General features: G+C 47.4%; 13 protein-coding genes and 1 pseudogene. 9 read left to right on the forward strand and 5 right to left on the reverse strand.

All coding sequences use genetic code 11. From position 1 onward, the window contains the following. Window positions 1–83 precede the first annotated feature (83 nt). Window positions 84–527 (forward strand): annotated as a pseudogene (locus tag QT992_RS28070) (cytochrome P450); the annotation flags it as partial. Continuing rightward, complete coding sequence (locus QT992_RS28075; RefSeq protein ID WP_333104963.1) at window positions 524–646, forward strand: hypothetical protein; 123 nt, start codon at window positions 524–526, stop codon at window positions 644–646. The pseudogene QT992_RS28070 and the gene QT992_RS28075, both read left to right, overlap by 4 nt. A gap of 419 nt (window positions 647–1,065) precedes the next feature. On the opposite strand, the gene QT992_RS28080 is transcribed toward QT992_RS28075, so the two are convergent. Further along, window positions 1,066–1,353, reverse strand: coding sequence for a hypothetical protein (locus tag QT992_RS28080; protein ID WP_333203057.1), 288 nt, complete (start codon window positions 1,351–1,353; stop codon window positions 1,066–1,068). Window positions 1,354–1,847: 494 nt separating this feature from the next. Between QT992_RS28080 and QT992_RS28085 the strand changes: the two genes are divergently transcribed. The 3 genes from QT992_RS28085 (at window position 1,848) to QT992_RS28095 (ending at window position 4,436) form a co-directional block, all read left to right on the forward strand. Continuing rightward, window positions 1,848–2,108: a MoaD/ThiS family protein gene (locus QT992_RS28085; protein ID WP_015179186.1), complete on the forward strand. Its 261-nt coding sequence runs from the start codon at window positions 1,848–1,850 to the stop codon at window positions 2,106–2,108. 489 nt (window positions 2,109–2,597) lie between these two features. Then, a complete protein-coding gene (thrC, locus tag QT992_RS28090; RefSeq protein WP_333258368.1) occupies window positions 2,598–3,896 on the forward strand; it encodes a threonine synthase in 1,299 nt (432 codons plus the stop codon). 264 nt (window positions 3,897–4,160) lie between these two features. Continuing rightward, window positions 4,161–4,436, forward strand: coding sequence for a MoaD/ThiS family protein (locus QT992_RS28095; protein ID WP_006632924.1), 276 nt, complete (start codon window positions 4,161–4,163; stop codon window positions 4,434–4,436). Between the two features lie 186 nt (window positions 4,437–4,622). On the opposite strand, the gene QT992_RS28100 is transcribed toward QT992_RS28095, so the two are convergent. The 3 genes from QT992_RS28100 to QT992_RS28110 all read right to left on the reverse strand — a co-directional run bounded on the left by QT992_RS28100 (window position 4,623) and on the right by QT992_RS28110 (window position 8,859). Next, window positions 4,623–6,503 (reverse strand): ribonuclease J, encoded by a 1,881-nt coding sequence (locus QT992_RS28100; RefSeq protein ID WP_333342842.1) that lies wholly within the window; start codon window positions 6,501–6,503, stop codon window positions 4,623–4,625. Between the two features lie 296 nt (window positions 6,504–6,799). Continuing rightward, window positions 6,800–7,693, reverse strand: coding sequence for a 4-hydroxy-tetrahydrodipicolinate synthase (gene dapA / locus QT992_RS28105; protein WP_333342841.1), 894 nt, complete (start codon window positions 7,691–7,693; stop codon window positions 6,800–6,802). Between the two features lie 107 nt (window positions 7,694–7,800). Further along, window positions 7,801–8,859 carry an aspartate-semialdehyde dehydrogenase gene (locus QT992_RS28110; RefSeq protein WP_333378272.1) on the reverse strand — a complete coding sequence of 353 codons (1,059 nt, stop codon included), beginning with the start codon at window positions 8,857–8,859 and terminating at the stop codon, window positions 7,801–7,803. 1,000 nt (window positions 8,860–9,859) lie between these two features. Between QT992_RS28110 and tig the strand changes: the two genes are divergently transcribed. The 3 genes from tig to clpX all read left to right on the forward strand — a co-directional run bounded on the left by tig (window position 9,860) and on the right by clpX (window position 13,758). Beyond that, window positions 9,860–11,287 (forward strand): trigger factor, encoded by a 1,428-nt coding sequence (gene tig / locus QT992_RS28115; protein WP_333378276.1) that lies wholly within the window; start codon window positions 9,860–9,862, stop codon window positions 11,285–11,287. Between the two features lie 428 nt (window positions 11,288–11,715). Then, window positions 11,716–12,405 (forward strand): ATP-dependent Clp endopeptidase proteolytic subunit ClpP, encoded by a 690-nt coding sequence (gene clpP / locus QT992_RS28120; RefSeq protein ID WP_333045253.1) that lies wholly within the window; start codon window positions 11,716–11,718, stop codon window positions 12,403–12,405. Window positions 12,406–12,414: 9 nt separating this feature from the next. Further along, window positions 12,415–13,758 (forward strand): ATP-dependent protease ATP-binding subunit ClpX, encoded by a 1,344-nt coding sequence (gene clpX / locus QT992_RS28125; RefSeq protein WP_333103398.1) that lies wholly within the window; start codon window positions 12,415–12,417, stop codon window positions 13,756–13,758. A gap of 300 nt (window positions 13,759–14,058) precedes the next feature. Here clpX and dnaX read toward each other — a convergent pair whose 3' ends face one another. Continuing rightward, window positions 14,059–17,430 carry a DNA polymerase III subunit gamma/tau gene (gene dnaX / locus QT992_RS28130; protein WP_333341989.1) on the reverse strand — a complete coding sequence of 1,124 codons (3,372 nt, stop codon included), beginning with the start codon at window positions 17,428–17,430 and terminating at the stop codon, window positions 14,059–14,061. Here dnaX and QT992_RS28135 point away from each other — a divergent pair. After that, window positions 17,410–17,679 carry a hypothetical protein gene (locus QT992_RS28135; protein ID WP_333341991.1) on the forward strand — a complete coding sequence of 90 codons (270 nt, stop codon included), beginning with the start codon at window positions 17,410–17,412 and terminating at the stop codon, window positions 17,677–17,679. The two genes, dnaX and QT992_RS28135, sit on opposite strands and share 21 nt — an antisense overlap. Window positions 17,680–17,749: the final 70 nt, after the last annotated feature.

Below are 17,749 nucleotides of genomic sequence, written 5' to 3' on the forward strand. Positions count from 1 at the left end.
AGTGATTGGTAACAGTCACGCTACGTTCTTAGGGGAGAGTGGTACAGTGATGTATTCCACTCTTACCCGACCATTTTCTCGGTCAGGAGACGCTGCGAATTTACCCCGTGGCAATGCTGACGTTTTCGCGAGAAGTTCTCACGCCCGTGGAACTGATGGGACATCAACTCGAACCGGGTACGGTTGTTTTCGGCTCGATTTATTTGACCCACAGACGGGAGGATTTGTATCCAGAACCCCTGCAATTTAAACCGGAACGGTTTTTGGAGAGGCAATTCTCGCCTTACGAGTATTTGCCCTTTGGAGGCGGCAGCCGTCGCTGTATCGGCTTGGCGCTGGCGCAGTTGGAGATGAAACTGGTGCTGGCAACAATTTTGCGCGATTTCGACCTAGTATTGGCCGAGAAAAAGCCTGTACAGGCCAAACGCCGAGGGGTGACTTTAGGCCCTGCCGGCGGCGTGCGGATGACCCTGCTGGGGCGGCGGATGTCGCAGCAGAAGCCTGAACCTGTTGTTAGTGGGGTTTGAAGTCCCAGCAGTTGCAGCGGGCGATCGAACTTTCAGCTTTGAGTGCAAACAATTTAGCGAGAATGTGCGATCGTCCGCCAATGCCACCATTTTTTGTAGCCCCCGCTACAGATAAATAGCTAGAATCCTTAACCTGTAAGCCTCCCCCCTCTCTATTTTCAAATTCTCAGTCTAAAATAGTATGAACCTCGCAAACACAGCCTGAAAGCAAAAGTGGGTGATTGCAATAGTCCTCTTGATATCTCAAAAGCATCCCTGCCATACTTTAAAAACATATGCATACCCTGTTATTCAGCAAGGTCGGAAGCGCGTTGGCATTGCCTGCAATCTTCCGGCCTCTTTATTTTTTGGGCTACTTCCGGCATTGGGTACAAGATGCAGAAGGCAAGGCAAAAATATAAATTCTCCCCCTGTCGCCATCTGCCCCTCTCCCCCATCTAGAGCTCTGCCTCTCATTGAAATAGAATCCGACAGCAAGTTTAAGGAATCACTAAGGAATAATTAATAACTTGTTAAATCAGCTCCTTTTGCCCTTCTCTCAATCTTCTGTTTTCAGAAATTCCGATACCGAGACAGACTTCGGGAGACTCTCCAGATCTTGAATTTCGCTTTCGTGGGCAAAAAACTCGACTTCTTTGTCGTCAATCTGGATCTGATAGCTAGCGGTAGCTGTCACAACCCGTCGCTTTTTTTTATCTTCTATTAAAACCCAACACACGACAGGTCTTACCCATCTCTCAACGTGCTGGTTTTGCTTCGTACTCCCAAAGGCATACCAGCCTTTAGCTTCAATAATTTGAAGCACTTTAAAATCGTTATTTGCCATATATTTCTATCGCGTTAACTTCAGTATTCTTCTTAGATAGAACGGCTAGCTTGCTAAGAATGGCAAAGGTTTGACCATCCCAAGCCTCACTTGATAACCTGATTTTTTGTCAGGGAAAGCGGGTTGACAAGGCCTTGTCTGCGTTGTTGCCTGCTAAATGTATTGCGAGCTTTTTGTACTCTCTCACAATTACCGTAAAGTATCTATACCGCATCCTCAAAAAATATTCTCGCATTAGCCTCAACAGCAGCTAACTAGACCTTAGCTAGCTGCATCTAAGTGGATGCCAACTGCTTCTAACGCCAGGTTGGTGAGAGCGATCGGCATACAATCCTGTTAAGAGTTTTTGCTGCAATCAACTATCATCTTTACCCGATCGGGTAAAACTTAACTAGAGGTTGCCGCTTTCAATTCTAAGCCTCGGCGCGCCTAATTCCTAATTAATTGTATGGTGTAGTTGATAATTGCCAAACCGTCGATCGCACTCAACAGCCGTGTCTAACTCTTCGATTACCATCACCGTTAAACTGTTCGCCGCCTTCGGTGAAGCCTACGGCGTTTCGGAACTTACATTAGAACTTCCTCCCGAAACTCCAGTGTCTCAAGTGCTCGAAAGCTCGATCGCCCAATATCCTCAATTAGAACAATGGCGCGATCGCACCCGCTTCGGCCTCAACCTGGAATTCGTCTCCCCCGACACCATCCTCCAAGACGGCGACGAAGTTGTCCTCATCCCTCCCGTCAGTGGCGGGTAGGCTAAGTTGGTTAATCTGAAATGTTGCACCATTCTCAATAAGCTTTTTATGAACAGGCTTTTCGGCCTGTTCCACAAGAAAATTCATCTCTTGTGGAACAGGCCGAAAAGCCTGTTCTTGAGAAGGGTGCAATATCTCAGTTAATCAAAAATTCGAGGTTTGGTAGTTGTGTTCGATCGCACGACTGCCCAATTCTTAGCCCAAAAAAGATTTATTAAGTTTTGTAACAATTTCGTCGGCAAATCATCCTTGAACTCGATCGGGCTTGCGTGCGGGCCTGACAATCTGGATTAAGAGCCCGATCCTGAAAACAACTCAAATCCTTGTGGGGTGCGCCTTCCGCCCGCCCAAATATCAAAGTTAAATACACCACTGTTTAATTGAAAAATCAATCCCGACTAAAAAAATCGGGTATGGTTGACGAGGTAAATTGACCGTGTTAATCTTGCACAAGACTAAGAAAACATCGCAAAACTAGAGAGTTGAGCTATGACCCAGGCCACCAGAACACAATCCACAGCAGCAACCTTCACAGCCCTCAAATGTAAAGAATGCGGCGAAGAGTACGAACTCCAAGCCAAGCACGTCTGCGATTGCTGTTTTGGCCCGCTTGAAGTCAAGTACGACTACGACGCCATCCGCCGCACCGTCACTCGCCAAACCATCCAAGCCGGCCCCAACTCGATCTGGCGCTACCGCGCATTTTTACCAGTCGCTACAGATAACGTCATCGATGTCGGCACTGGGATGACTCCTCTATTAAAATCCCACCGCTTGGCGCGCCGCCTCGGTCTAAAAAATCTTTATATTAAAAACGATGCCGTCAATATGCCCACTCTCAGCTTTAAAGACAGAGTGGTGTCAGTCGCCCTCAGCAGAGCGAGAGAATTGGGTTTCACAACGGTATCCTGTGCCAGCACTGGCAATTTAGCTAACTCTACGGCTGCGATCGCCGCCCACGCCGGACTCGACTGCGTAGTCTTCATCCCCTCCGACTTAGAAGCAGGCAAAGTCCTCGGCACTCTGATTTACAATCCAACTGTCATGGCAGTTCACGGCAACTACGACCAAGTTAACCGTCTCTGTTGCGAAGTCGCCAATACACATGGCTGGGGATTTGTCAATATCAACTTGCGTCCCTACTATTCCGAAGGCTCAAAAACCCTCGGTTACGAAGTTGCCGAACAACTAGGCTGGCAATTGCCCGATCACATCGTCGCTCCCCTCGCCTCGGGCTCTTTGTTCACAAAAATTTACAAAGGTTTTCAAGAATTCACCGAAGTCGGTTTAGTTGATGAAAAGAAAGTACGGTTCAGCGGTGCCCAAGCTGACGGCTGTTCCCCCATCGCCCAAGCATTCCGCGAAGGCCGTGATTTCGTCAAACCGGTGAAACCGAATACAATTGCTAAGTCGATCGCGATCGGTAATCCAGCCGACGGTATGTACGCCTTGGAAATCGCCCGCAAAACCAACGGCAACATTGAATCCGTCAGCGACACCGAAATCATCGAAGGCATGAAACTGCTAGCAGAAACTGAAGGCATATTCACAGAAACCGCCGGCGGCACGACCATCGCAGTCTTGAAGAAACTCGTAGAAGCAGGTAAAATCAATCCCGATGAAACCACCGTCGCTTACATCACCGGCAACGGTTTGAAAACGCAGGAAGCTGTTCAAGGCTACATCGGCGAACCCATCACCCTCGAACCGAAACTAGAAGCCTTCGAGCGCGCCCTAGAACGCGCCCGCACGCTCGAACGCTTAGAATGGCAACAAGTTTCGGTTTAATAAATAGTCATTAGTCATCAGTCATTAGTCATTAGTTGTTAGTTATTAAGCTGCTGACTAATGATTACTGACTGGTGACTAATGATATCATGTCCGATCGATTAACCATAATATCCCGGTCGGGGCGGGTTTTTGAGATTGTCAATTATTGGCAGGTATTGTTGGTGAACCCGCCCCTACACAAATCGCGGTCGCTCGACCGGACATGATATGACTACTGACTACTGACTACTGACTAAGGACTACTGACTAAGGACTAAAAAAATGACCGTCAAAGTTTTAATTCCCACTCCCCTGCAAAAATTTACCAACAATCAAGCCACCATCGAATGCGCCGGCGATAACATTTCCGAACTAATTGAATCGCTGGAAACAAATTGTCCCGGCATCAAAAAAAGCCTGTGCGACGAAAAGGGAGAACCCCGCAGATTTCTCAACTTCTACGTCAACAGCGAAGACATCCGCTTTTTGGATGGCTCAAAAACAGCCCTCCAAGATGGCGATGAAGTCAGCATTGTTCCTGCTGTTGCTGGTGGCTGATTAATTTTTAACCGCAGATTGAGGCAGACGAACGCAAATGAACGCAGATAGTTATTTAAATCTATCTGCGTTCATTTGCGTTTTATGAAATCAAATCTAGGTTTGTAGCTGCGCTTGGGTACCCAAGCGCAACTACCAAACCTAAAACTCCTTTCTTTGTTCGCAGTGCGTCCGAGAATTATCCTACTAGGAAGCTGCCCTTGCAGCAGTCCGGGGACGGCGCCGACCCGTCACCTGATTGGCAGGAGATGGCAAGGATGGCGATGGCAAGGATGGCGATGCCGATGATGGCGAGGATAATAGCTTAGGTGCTTCCAGGGAACCTGGAGATACTGCTGCTTTTTCCGATCGCACTGCTTCTTCTGGAATTTGCATCAGGAATACCAGCAGCGGATTGCTTTGAAGTTCCCGGCGCATCACTCGCTGAATAGCCTTTTCTATTTGCGTTTGCACTCCTACCCAGTCAATGTCAACTTGGGAGTCAGCAGTGGCTGGTTTGACAAATTCTGACCAGCGATCGCTCAAAACTGTTTCAATGGTTTGAGTGATTAATTTGATCACCTCCGCGCGATCGGCTGATGTCACTACACCTTTCAAGTGGACTTCCGGCTTAGCAACTAATTTGCCATCCCAATTCAAAGCCGCCGCTACAGTTACAACGCCATCTCCGGCCAACTGCTGACGTTCCTTGAGGACGCTGGCTTTGACAACGCCCGATCGAGAAGCATCTACCAATTCAATTCCTGAAGGCACTTGGCCAGCAACTCGTATTGAATTTTCGGTCAATTCTACGACATCGCCGTTATCAATAACCACCATATTGCTAGCGGGAATGCCCATGCTTTGAGCCGTCTTGGAGTGCTGGATCAGCATCCGGTGTTCCCCGTGAACCGGCAAGAAGAACTTGGGACGAGTCATGTTAATCATTAACTTTTGGTCTTCTTGACAGCCGTGACCCGAAACGTGAATGCCTTTATCGCGGCCGTAAACCACGTGTGCTCCCAGCATCATCAGTTTATCGATCGTGTTTACCACTGCGATCGTATTTCCGGGAATCGGATTAGCTGAGAAAATGACTGTATCGCCCTTTCTGATTTTCAGTTCGTGATGTTCGCCGTTAGCAATGCGAGTCATCGCCGCCATTGGTTCGCCTTGGGAACCTGTAGTTAAAATCAGCACCTTGTCTTCAGCCAAATTGCGGATTTCTTTCAGCGGTTTGAAAATACTATCTTCGCATTTGATGTAGCCGAGATTGCGGCAGTGAGCGATGACGTTAAGCATCGACCGGCCAACCACTCCGACATACCGATTGTTTTTCTTAGCCAAGTCCAAAACAATTTGCAATCGGTGTACCGACGAAGCAAAAGTTGTCAGCATCACTCGTCCCGGTGCTTGAGCGATAATTCTGTCTAAATTCGGAGCAACCGAACTTTCCGAAGCGGTAAAACCGGGAACTTCCGAGTTAGTAGAATCGCTGATCAAGCACAGCACGCCTTTCTCGCCGTACTCCGCCAGCTTTTGCAAATCAAAATGCTCGCCGTCTACGGGAGTGTGGTCAATTTTAAAGTCTCCGGTGTGGATCACAATTCCGACGGGAGTGTGAATGGCCACAGTAAAACTGTCCGCCATCGAGTGAGTGTTGCGAATGTATTCTACTAAGAAATTCTTGCCAATTCTGACAGTATCCCTGGGTCGAACCGTTCTCAATTCAGTGCGGTGAGACACTCCGGCTTCTTCGAGTTTTCCGGCTAGCAAAGCCATCGCCAAACGCGGGCCGTAGATGACCGGAATTTCAAATTGTTTGAGGTGATAAGGAATCCCGCCTATGTGGTCTTCGTGACCGTGAGTCACGATCATACCTTTAATTTTGTGGCTGTTTTCCCGCAGGTAAGTCATGTCTGGGAGGACAATATTTACCCCGTGCATTCCATCTGTCGGGAACGCTAAACCGGCATCTAAAAGAATGATTTCGTCGCCGTACTCGAACACACAAGTGTTTTTACCGATTTCGTGCAGCCCGCCGAGGGGAATAACTTTTAGAGCAGATGCAGTTGTATTTTTGATCATGCGTATCCTTTGTTAGTTATTTTTGTTATTGGTCTGTGGTCTATGGTCTGTCGTCTTTCGTCTTTCGTCTACGGTTCGTTGGTAGGGCGATATTTTTCCAAATATTTATGGAAAACTCCCCAGGGGGTTTTACTATCCCCTACACTCAGTTGTCTTTGCCTTCAGTCTTTAATCGTCAGTCTTTATTTCTTGACTGTTAGCTAATTACTAACAGTTAATTACTAATGACTAATGACTAACAACTAATGACTTATCACAACCAATATTCAGTTGTCTGAAAACTCGTTCTCGCTCGTCTAGCTAGCTGATACTGCTGCTAGCTGACTCAGTACGTCCTTTAACTTTTGAGTTACCTCAACGGGCGGATCGCACAGGGGCGGACGGGTGGAGCCTACATCCCAGCCTTGAAGTTTGAGAGCTGTCTTGACGGGAATGGGATTTGTGGTGAGAAAAAGAGCTTTAAACAGGTCAAAAAGTTGCAAGTGAATCTGGGTAGCGACTTGAACTTGACCGGCCTCGAAAGCTTTTATCATCTGTTGCAGTTGTTCTCCTACCAGATGGCTGGCTACGCTAACTACACCAGATCCTCCTACCGCCAACATTGGCAAAGTTAGGGAATCATCTCCAGAATATATGGCAAATTCAGGGGATGTCAAGCACCGAATTTGACTTGTTTGATCCAAGTTGCCACTTGCTTCTTTTACGGCGACAATGTTGGGGATTTGGGCCAATCGAGCCACCGTCTCCGGCAACATATTCTGACCAGTGCGACCGGGGATGTTATATAACATTATAGGCAATTCTGGAGCAGATTCCGCGATCGCCCGAAAATGATTATATAAACCTTCTTGCGGCGGCTTGTTGTAATAAGGAACCACCTGCAAACAACCATCTAACCCTAGTTTAGCTGCTTTTTGGGTAGCTGCTACTGCTTCTGAAGTAGAATTCGATCCGGCTCCTGCGATTACCAACGCCTTACCGGCCACCGCCTTTTGTACCACCTGAAATAATTCGTACTCTTCATCCCAGGTCATAGTGGGAGACTCGCCAGTAGTGCCGCACACTACCAAGCTATCCGTACCGCGATCGGCTAAATGAACTGCCAATTGTTCTGCTACCGCATAGTTAACGCTGCCGTCTTCCTTAAACGGCGTAATCATTGCAGTCAGAACCCGTCCAAACTTTACCACACTTTCTCCGATTTTAGACTGTTGATTTTTGATTTTAAATTTTTGATTTCAGATGAAAGGTTTATCTAAAATCCCCAATTTCAATTTCCCAATTGCCAGGGTTCCCCCTAAGTAGAAGCCGCCGCCACTTGGGTTCGCAACAAATTTTTTTGAACCAGCAACTCAGCTATCTGCACCGCATTTAAAGCCGCCCCTTTGCGGATTTGATCGCCTGACAGCCACATTTCCAACCCGCAGGGGTGAGAAATATCTTGGCGAATCCTGCCGACTAACACGTCATCCTTACCGCTGGCCTCGACAGGCATCGGGAAATAATTAGCTTGCCAGTCTTCTACCAGCTTAACCCCGCTTGCCTGCTTTAAGATTTCCCTGGCCTCGATCGCGCTAAAAGGCTCTGCAAACTCTAGATTAATCGCTTCCGAATGAGCCCGCAGTACGGGAACCCGCACACAAGTTGCCGTAATTTTAATCTCGTCCGTACCAAATATCTTCCGAGTTTCGTTTACCATTTTCATCTCTTCTTCACAATACCCCAAATCATTAATCGGGGTGTTGTGGGGAAACAAATTAAATGCTAACGGGTAGGGAAATATATCTGTTTGGGGAGTTTCCCCCTGCAAAATTGCTCTTGCTTGAGCTTTCATTTCCTCCATTGCCCTTGCCCCCGCCCCGCTGGCAGACTGGTAAGTCGCTACAACGATGCGCTGTATCGGCCTAACTTTGTGAAGCGGCCAAACGGCAACCGCCATCAAAATAGTCGTGCAGTTGGGATTAGCAATTATACCTCGGTGAGCTGCTGCTGCTTGGGGATTGACTTCGGGAACCACTAGCGGTACCGTCGCATCCATGCGGAAGGCGCTAGAATTGTCAATTACCACTGCTCCGGCTGCCACTGCTTGCGGAGCCCATAATTTAGAAGTAGAGCCGCCGGCAGAGGCGAGCACCAGATCTACATTATCAAACGATCGCGCCGAAACTGCTTCGACCGGCAGCATCTCGCCCCCAAAAGGCAAGGTAGTGCCTGCTGAACGTTCCGAAGCCAGCAGCTTCAAGTGAGAAATCGGAAAACTCCGGCTGTGCAATAGTTCTAGCAACTCGGCACCGACTGCGCCGGTAGCCCCTAAAATGGCAACTCGATAGGATTGAGACAAATTAGTTTCCTCCACAAATTATAGTTTCAACGATCGAAATCAAAAATTTAAATAACTGCAATTCTCAATATCAAACTTAATTAATGTTATGCGACATCAGGAGCATGAGAGGATAGCAATGGTGCAGTTAAGCGAAAAGGGCGATCGAACTTCCTGAATGCGACGTGCGATCGTACCCAATGCCAGTTTAGCATCTTTTGTCGCTCGCCCACGCCCAATCCGCATCCGGTTAAGTTTTGCGATATATCTGCATTTTCGCAGGCGCATCCATTGACTTTGACTGGCCGCAGAGACCGGCAAGATTGACATCACAGGGCGATATGTGCTATGGTGCATCGGCAATTAGTGGACTTAACCTCCACATTCCTAGCAGCAAAAGCTAGTATCCTCAAACCAAAACTATTTGGCAAGAGCCAAAAAAGTAGCCGACAATGACTTACAGTCTCATCCGGTAAAGGTGTTGTAGTTGTGCCGTTACGAGTCAAAGCGTACCAAATTAAAATGCAGGCAAAGTCAGATTTGTATGTATTTTCTCAAGGAAATTGGGTCTAAAACCCTGTCCTTCTAGGACGGCTTTAATTTCTTAAATCCCTTCCTAAAAGTCAGGAAATTTCTAGTATTCTAGAGTAGTCAAGGTTAAACTCCTGGGCCATAGTGCATAAAAACAGTTAACGACACACTTTGGCGCGTAAACCGGGGGACTCAGAGCGGCGAAAAATCTATAAACAGCTAGGGGCTTAACACAGTTCCTTTAACCAGAGAAACAAACTATTTAGTCTTGTTAAGTAGGGTAGGACATACCCGAACTCTAGGTAAATATCCTAGTACGCTTTTGGAGATAGACCAAGAAGGGATGACTGCGAATCAGGCTCGTTAATTGGTAGGATTTCTACGGTTAAAAAGTTTGAGGATTGCCGAAAGGACGCAACATTTTAAGGTCAGTCGCTGAATTAAGAATCCCTGACCTAAAGGACAGGGAGTGTCAATACACTATTGTTAAATATCAAAAAAGCCGATGAAAGTAACCCAGGAAAAACTTCCAGCTAGCCAAATTGGTCTGGAAATCGAAGTACCGTCAGAAAAGTCAAAACAAGCTTACGAGCAAGTAATTAAACAATTTGCTCGCGAGGTTAGTATTCCTGGGTTCCGCAAAGGCAAAGTTCCCCGTCAAGTTTTGCTACAGCGCCTAGGCCAGAGTCGTTTGAAGGCGACGGCTTTGGAAAATTTGATTAATGATTCCCTGCAAAAAGCCCTCGAACAAGAAAAAATTGCCGCAATTGGCAGTTTTGAACTTCGCACCGAGTTTGAAGAATTACTAGCTAAGTTCGATCCAGAACAGCCTCTGATTTTTTCGGCGAAGGTTGATGTACAACCCGAAGTGAAAATGGGTCAGTACACAGGTTTGCAGCTTCAAGCAGAAGAAGCTAAGTATGATGAGGCTCAGGTAGATGAGGTTTTGGCAAAATATCGATCGGACAAAGCTACTTTAATCCCCGTAGAAGGCCGGCCGGCTCAGTTGGGAGACACGGCTTTGGTTGATTTCTCCGGTAGATTTGCCGAAGCACCCGAAGGCGAAACTCCCGCAGAAATTCCCGGCGGTCAAGCAGAAGACTTTCAAGTAGAATTATCGGAAAATCAGTTTGTACCGGGCTTTATCCAAGGCATGATCGGGATGAAGCCGGGAGAAACGAGAGAAGTTTCTGTGCAGTTCCCCGAAGAGTATAGCAGTGAAGAATTAGCAGGAAAACCGGCAGTCTTTACGATTACTCTCAAAGAACTTAAGGAAAAAGAATTGCCGGAGTTGGACGACGACTTCGCCCAAGAAGTCAGCGAGTTTGAAACTTTAGCAGAACTGCGCGAATCGCTCGAAACTCGGTTTAAAGCAGACAAAGAAAACCAGACATCAGCTAATAAGGAAAAAGCTATATCAGCAGCCCTCGTGCAGCTAATAGAAGTGGAAATTCCAGAAACAATGGTCGATCGCGAAATCGATTATTTGTTGAATCAACAAGCCGTCCAATTGAAAAATTACGGCATAGATATCAACCAACTGTTTACCGAAGAAAATATGGGCCCGATGCGGGAACGCTCGCGCCCGGAAGCAATCGAGCGGCTCAAGCAGAATTTAGCTCTGGCAGAAGTAGCCAAGCTGGAATCCTTATCTGTTGAACCAGCAGAAGTAGCAGCAGAAGTAGCAAAAATCAGAAAGCAGTTTCCCAAAGGAGATTTTGACCCCCAAAGGTTGCAGGAATTTGTAGCAGAAGACTTGCTCAAACAAAAAACCCTGAAATGGTTGGAAGAAAAAGGAACAATCGAACTCGTACCAGAAGGCTCACTGACTCCTGCCGCAGAAGAATCTGATGCAGATGCAGATGATGCAGATGATGCAGAAACTTCAGAAGCAGCCACAAGCGTCGAAGTTGAAGTTGTAGGCGAAGATTAGGGCGCAGAATCAAAGTAGTAGGGACACCGCACGCCAGCCATTCTTCGTGTCAACAAACACGTTAAACCCGCAGTCCGGCAGGGGTTGAAACCCCTGCCGGACTAGCGGGTCCACTGGTGGACTTGGCGGGCTGAAAGCTTAAGTGGACACTAATGGGGTCTTGGAGTGTCCCTACGGCGGGGATCGATCGGGGGTATGTGAAGTGCGATCGCATTTTACGTTAAATGTCGAGCTACTGTTGAATTTGGGTTAAATAGTCACAAGATTTTTGCTCGACTATACCCAATGCCCAATGCCCCATTCCCCATTCCCCATTCCCCATTCCCCCGATATCTGTTCAGAAGAGGCATAATAGTTAAAAGCTGGCGGCTTAATTTAAAGCTTTCATCAGCAGCAGCAAATTGTCTAGAATCCTTGACTGGTGTCTTATGGTTGTATCTCAATCTTCCAATTACCTAATTACAAGCTATAACGATTTTGATGTCAGTTCCAGCCCCAGCAATGTAGTGCCGATGGTGCTAGAACAGTCGGGGATGGGCGAGCGGGCCTTTGACATTTACTCGCGCTTGCTGCGGGAGCGAATTGTGTTTTTAGGAACTCCCGTAACCGACGAAGTTGCTGACTCGATAGTGGCTCAGCTATTGTATCTAGATGCCGAAGACCCAGAAAAAGATGTCCAAATGTACATTAATTCCCCCGGCGGCTCGGTGACGGCAGGCATGGCAATTTATGACACAATGCAGCAAATCCGCCCGGATGTGGTGACGATTTGTTACGGTTTGGCAGCGAGTATGGGCGCATTTCTACTGACAGCAGGAGCCCACGGTAAGCGGATGTCTCTTCCGAGTTCCCGGATTATGATTCACCAGCCGCTTGGAGGCGCTCAAGGTCAAGCAGTTGATATTGAGATTCAAGCCAAAGAAATCCTTTATCATAAACGTAAGCTGAATCAACTGCTAGCGCACCACACAGGTCAACCGATCGACAAATTAGAGGCTGATACAGAGCGCGACTTTTTTATGTCAGCCGAGGAAGCCAAAAATTACGGTTTGGTCGATCGAGTTATCGAAAAGGAAAACCTTCCGACGGCGGGAGAGAATGTCACTGCACTGAATTAAGAGGCTGTTATGTCTAAGTACGACTCCCATCTAAAATGTTCGTTTTGTGGCAAGTCTCAAGAGCAAGTACGCAAGTTGATCGCAGGCCCTGGGGTGTATATCTGCGACGAATGCGTTGACTTGTGCAATGAAATTTTAGATGAGGAGTTGTTTGACTCCAGTGCAGTGCCCGCAGCGGCGGTGGCCCCGAAGCAGGAAACGACGCAAAAGCGCCGCGCTACATCGGGCAAAAGTATGTCGCTGAGCCAAATTCCCAAGCCGAGGGAAATTAAAAATTACCTCGACGAAAATGCGATCGGGCAAGATGAGGCGAAAAAGGTGCTCTCGGTGGCAGTTTACAACCACTACAAGCGCCTGAGCTTTATCCATGCCAAAAATAGCGGCAAGCACCCGCCGGAAGAAGTAGAACTGCAAAAATCGAATATTTTGTTAATCGGGCCGACGGGCTGCGGGAAAACTCTGCTGGCTCAGACTTTGGCGGATATGCTAGACGTGCCCTTTGCGGTGGCTGACGCGACGACGCTGACGGAAGCGGGCTATGTCGGGGAAGATGTGGAAAATATTTTGCTGCGGCTGCTGCAAGTGGCAGATATGGACGTGGAAGAGGCGCAGCGCGGAATTATTTATATTGATGAAATTGACAAAATAGCCCGCAAGAGCGAAAATCCTTCGATTACGCGGGATGTGTCTGGGGAAGGCGTGCAGCAGGCGCTGCTGAAAATGCTGGAGGGGACGATCGCCAATGTACCTCCCCAAGGCGGCCGCAAGCATCCCTACCAAGACTGCATCCAAATTGATACCAGCAATATCATGTTTATCTGCGGGGGTGCTTTTGTCGGTCTTGAGAAAGTGATAGAGCAGAGAACGGGCAAAAAGTCAATGGGTTTTATTCAGCCCGGAGAAGCTCAGCCGAAGGAAAAGCGGGCTGCTGATGTACTCAAGCAACTGGAACCGGATGATTTGGTGAAGTTTGGGATGATTCCTGAGTTTATTGGGCGGGTGCCGGTGGCTGCGGTGTTGGAACCGCTGGATGAGGAAACGCTGATGGCGATTTTGACTGAGCCGCGCAATGCTTTGGTTAAGCAGTATCAAAAGCTGCTGAAGATGGATAATGTGCAGTTGGACTTTAAGCCAGAGGCGATTCGGGCGATCGCCCAGGAAGCATACCGCCGGAAAACTGGAGCGCGGGCGCTGCGGGGAATTGTCGAAGAATTGATGTTGGATGTGATGTACGAGTTGCCGTCGCGCAAGGATGTTGCCCGGTGTACGATTACTAAAGAAATGGTTGAGAAGCGATCGACGGCTGAGTTATTGGTACTTCCGTCTTCGCTACCAAAACCGGAATCGGCTTAAAAGTTTTCACATTGTCAATAAGTCTTTTAGGGCGGGATCTCCTGCCCAACCCATACTCCCCACAAGAAAATTCACTCTTTGTGGAACAGGCATCTTGCCTGTTCTTGAGCATGGTACAACATATCATATCGTTTCCGGTTGCATCGAAATTATTAGTAGCCGAAATTAGGAGACGGCAGTGCCGTCTCCCTACCCAAAATAACATTGTAGGGAGATGGCACTGCCGTCTCCTCTATCATTTCCAAGAGTGCAACCGAAATTGATATCATATCAAGCCAATGCCCAATGCCCAATTCTCATTTACCAATCAATAAAATCATCCTCACCTAACTCAGAAGATAACTCGGAAAAATCCGGTTCAGATTCCAATCTAAAAGTTTCCGACTCCCAAATCTCCAAGTCATCCGACAAATCGACTACTTCCCCGTCAAACATATCAGCCAACTTCCTAGTCGAATTCGCGACATCTCGCGCATCATCACGCACCGCTATAGCCTGAGCGTTAAAGTCATTTTGAGAGTCTGTAGAACCGTTTGTGGGCGATCGCGATTCGGAAATTGTCGGCACATTAACGGCGGTATTTTCAGGCGCTGGCGGGTGTTTTTGTTCTTCTCCACCATTCCCCAAAAAATCATCTGTAATCTCAGAAGCCGGCGAGTTCTGTACCTGTTGGCCCGCATCACTCACAGGATGAGAATTCCTGGGATTTTCGCCAACACGTCCGTTAGAAGTAGGCAAATCCTTGGCGCGGGAACTTTTAGTTTCAGCGGGATTTGTCAAGCCCACTTTTACTGTTACTCGACGGTTAAAAATTTGCAAAAAAGCTTCTTCAATATTAGCTACTTTGTCTTTAACCATATTGAGCAACGGCTGCGAACTAATCTTAACATAAGCAGTATCATTGCTAAAAATTACTAGCTGTCCATGTTGGCGAAGCAGCGATTGAGTGCCATGCGGCCGCACGCGGTCAAGTACCTGTTCCCACACTCGATTTAAATCGATTTCATCGGCCCAATTAGTCGGTGAATAATGTGTTTGATTCGTTTCAGCAGTTGGTACAGGTGCGGGAATTGCAGCCGGAGGTGTGCTTTCTATCCGATTAGCCACAGGCGGCGAAGTCGGTGGAGGATTTTGCGAATTGGGAACTGAAGATTGTTCAATATTAGATGTCTGGCTCCCCCCCGATTGTAGGGGCGGTGCCCCCGTGCCCCCCCTGGGTTGGGGGGGGTGATTTTGTGGTGGTTGAGCAACATTTTTCGCTGGTTCGGCTGTTGCTTGCTGCTGAGTTCTAATTGCTGAGGGCAACAATCCCAACAGCGTTACTTCCAGCCACAAACGCGGCTGAGTGGTGTTTTTAATTTGCACTTCGTGGGTTTGCAAATGTTTCTGACCGGCCAAAATCAACTCGGCATCCCAATTGCGGGCAAAAGTAGCCAGTTTTTCCCACGTTGCAGATGTTAAAGCTACTAAATCTGAGCGTTTCGGTGCAGCTTTAGCTATTAGCAAATCTCGGTAAAAGCTCGCGAGACTTTGCAGCACGATTAGCGGTTCCCGACCGCGATCCATGAGGTGGCGGGTCATGTCTATTAATGCTGTAGCGTTATCTTGGTCGATAGCTTGCAGCAAATCCATTAAATCATTTTCGGGAACCGCACCGACTAAATCCCAAACTTTTTCGACTGTTACTTGACCGGGAAATAAGCTCAGTTGGTCGAGCAAACTTTCGGCATCTCGCAGACCTCCTTGGGCGAGTTGAGCAACCATTTGTACTGCATCACTGGCAATATTGATGTTTTCTAATTGGGCAATTTTGTGCAAGTGAGCAATCATTGCTTCGAGGGGTATGCGGCGAAAGTCGAACTTTTGGCAGCGAGAAATAATAGTTGGTAATACTCTTTGTGGGTCGGTTGTTGCGAGAACGAATACAACGCGATCGGGCGGTTCTTCTAGGGTTTTGAGTAGAGAGTTGAATGCCTGGGTGCTTAGCATATGGCAATTATGAACCAGAAGACCGTTAGCGACAAAATTGTGGTTGTCTTCTACTTCAATATCATAAACTCTCTCGACCCCAGCGACTTTTACAGATTCGACTGTCTCCAAACTTGTAATCCATTGAAGGGATTGAATACTTTTTAAAGTCTGATACCCATTTTCTACTGGTTTCAGCACCCATGTGTATGTAGTCGTAGGTTTTACAGGTGTTAGACCTTGTGTAAAATTTAGTTGTTGTTGGGTATCCCAAACCTGTAAGCCAATTGGCAAGAAGTTGATTTTCTGCCCTAGAATATCCTTCTGTATGAATTTGGATGCTTGGACTTCCTTCTGGGGAAATGCTGAGCGAGCCATCATCCATGTACCACCAAGCAAGTCCTTCTGGAGTGACGCGATCGAGCCAATCCATTGTGACGTATTTTCCGTTTCCGTTGGGTTTAACAGCCTCAAAGACATCTCTAAGTTGGGGATGGCAGACGGTGTTGCAACAGACTGATATATTTCCGTATCCTCGGTTAGGTGTAACTCGTAACTTTGGTCGCAGTGTCGAAAGGCAAGAAGCTTTGTATTCCAACCATTCCCGCTGCTTTTCTCCGTGTGTCCAGCCCAATCTTGGAAATCGGCTATATTTATTTGGGTAGGTGATAAAACCGTCTCCAAGTAATGTTCCGTAGATGAGTCCGAGTGTTTCTGGTTGCAAAACTTCGGCATTTGCCAAGAACTTTTCCGTTCTTGCATCCCAAAGTCCATGTCCTTTTTTATACGGATGTCGCTGCCAATGAGACTGAATACTCTTAATCCCTTTGCCTTTTTTTTGTAAAAAGTCTGGTATTTCGAGTTGTTCTCCACAGCCACACGCACAGAGAGGTTGGATGGCTTGAGCCTGTTCGAGAATAGAGGCCAAGTCGTAGGATTTTTGTCCGTAGGTATTCCCGTAAAATTGATGTCCTCTGGCAAATCTCCGCAAGCGTCCATCTGTTCCAATTTTGTGAATGAGGGTGCCGCACCCACATTCACAGGGGATAGTATCTTCACTCCTTCTTTTACGTCTTTTGCTCGTATCCATCCCTGTTCTGTCCTGATTGGATGATTGCCGGTACATCTGATTTCTCGGTTGGCGGTCTTAATCACCAGTGTTTGTTTTTCCCCTCGGTCTAACCACCTCAAAACTTTTTTAAATTCCCAAACTTCTGAAGTTTCGTTATAGCTGAGAACTTGTTTTCCTTTGATGTTGGGATTGTCGATCCGCATCAGACCTTCGCTAGTTTTTACCTGAGAATCACCGGTCAAACACTCGTCGATTACATATACTTTATAGCGGCACTGTACGGGGGAAAATTGAGCCCGTTCGATCAAATCCCGAATGTTATCTACTCCGGTGTTGCTGGCGGCGTCAATTTCGATGACATCTAGTGTCGAACCTCGGGCAATTTCTTGGCAAACGTTGCATTTGCCACAGGGTGTGGGGGTGGGGGCTACCGTAGAAATACAGTTGAGGGATTTGGCGAAAATTCGGGCACTGGAGGTTTTACCGGTGCCTCTGGGGCCGGTGAATAGATATGCTGGTGCTATGCGCTCTTGTAGGATGGCGCTGGTGAGGGTTTGGGCGATCGCCTCTTGACCGACTAATTCGGCAAATGTCTGAGGGCGATATTTGTGATGCAGGGGTTCGTAGGTCACGATCGAATATTGGTGGTATTAGCTGTAATCTTAGCTAAGGAGACGTTGTTCGATCGCAAAGAGAGCTCGACTCTCACAGCAAGCCGCCCGGTGGGCTTGCAAGGCGGGAGTGAGGGTACAGTAGGAATTATCACTCTCCCAACGTCCGCCCCTCGATCGTCCGGGCGATCGGCTGTTCTCCTGGATGTTTTCTGCTGCTGGCTCCCAGAGTTACTATTAATTTATGTGTATTTCTTTTTATTTTTCTAGAAACGGAGACCGCCGAACCAACATTTTTTTTAGCTGTATTGGTATAATATATTACAGACAATTCACCATT

The organism is Microcoleus sp. T3_D1 (assembly GCF_036700405.1).
Lineage (GTDB): Bacteria > Cyanobacteriota > Cyanobacteriia > Cyanobacteriales > Microcoleaceae > Microcoleus.

Coding starts and splice junctions, on each gene's coding strand:
- thrC (WP_333258368.1), top strand. CDS start 2,598: ATGACCCAGGCCACCAGAACACAATCCACAGCAGCAACCTTCACAGCC.
- QT992_RS28095 (WP_006632924.1), top strand. CDS start 4,161: ATGACCGTCAAAGTTTTAATTCCCACTCCCCTGCAAAAATTTACCAAC.
- QT992_RS28100 (WP_333342842.1), bottom strand. CDS start 6,503: ATGATCAAAAATACAACTGCATCTGCTCTAAAAGTTATTCCCCTCGGC.
- clpP (WP_333045253.1), top strand. CDS start 11,716: ATGGTTGTATCTCAATCTTCCAATTACCTAATTACAAGCTATAACGAT.
- QT992_RS28080 (WP_333203057.1), bottom strand. CDS start 1,353: ATGGCAAATAACGATTTTAAAGTGCTTCAAATTATTGAAGCTAAAGGC.
- tig (WP_333378276.1), top strand. CDS start 9,860: ATGAAAGTAACCCAGGAAAAACTTCCAGCTAGCCAAATTGGTCTGGAA.
- clpX (WP_333103398.1), top strand. CDS start 12,415: ATGTCTAAGTACGACTCCCATCTAAAATGTTCGTTTTGTGGCAAGTCT.
- QT992_RS28135 (WP_333341991.1), top strand. CDS start 17,410: ATGCAGGGGTTCGTAGGTCACGATCGAATATTGGTGGTATTAGCTGTA.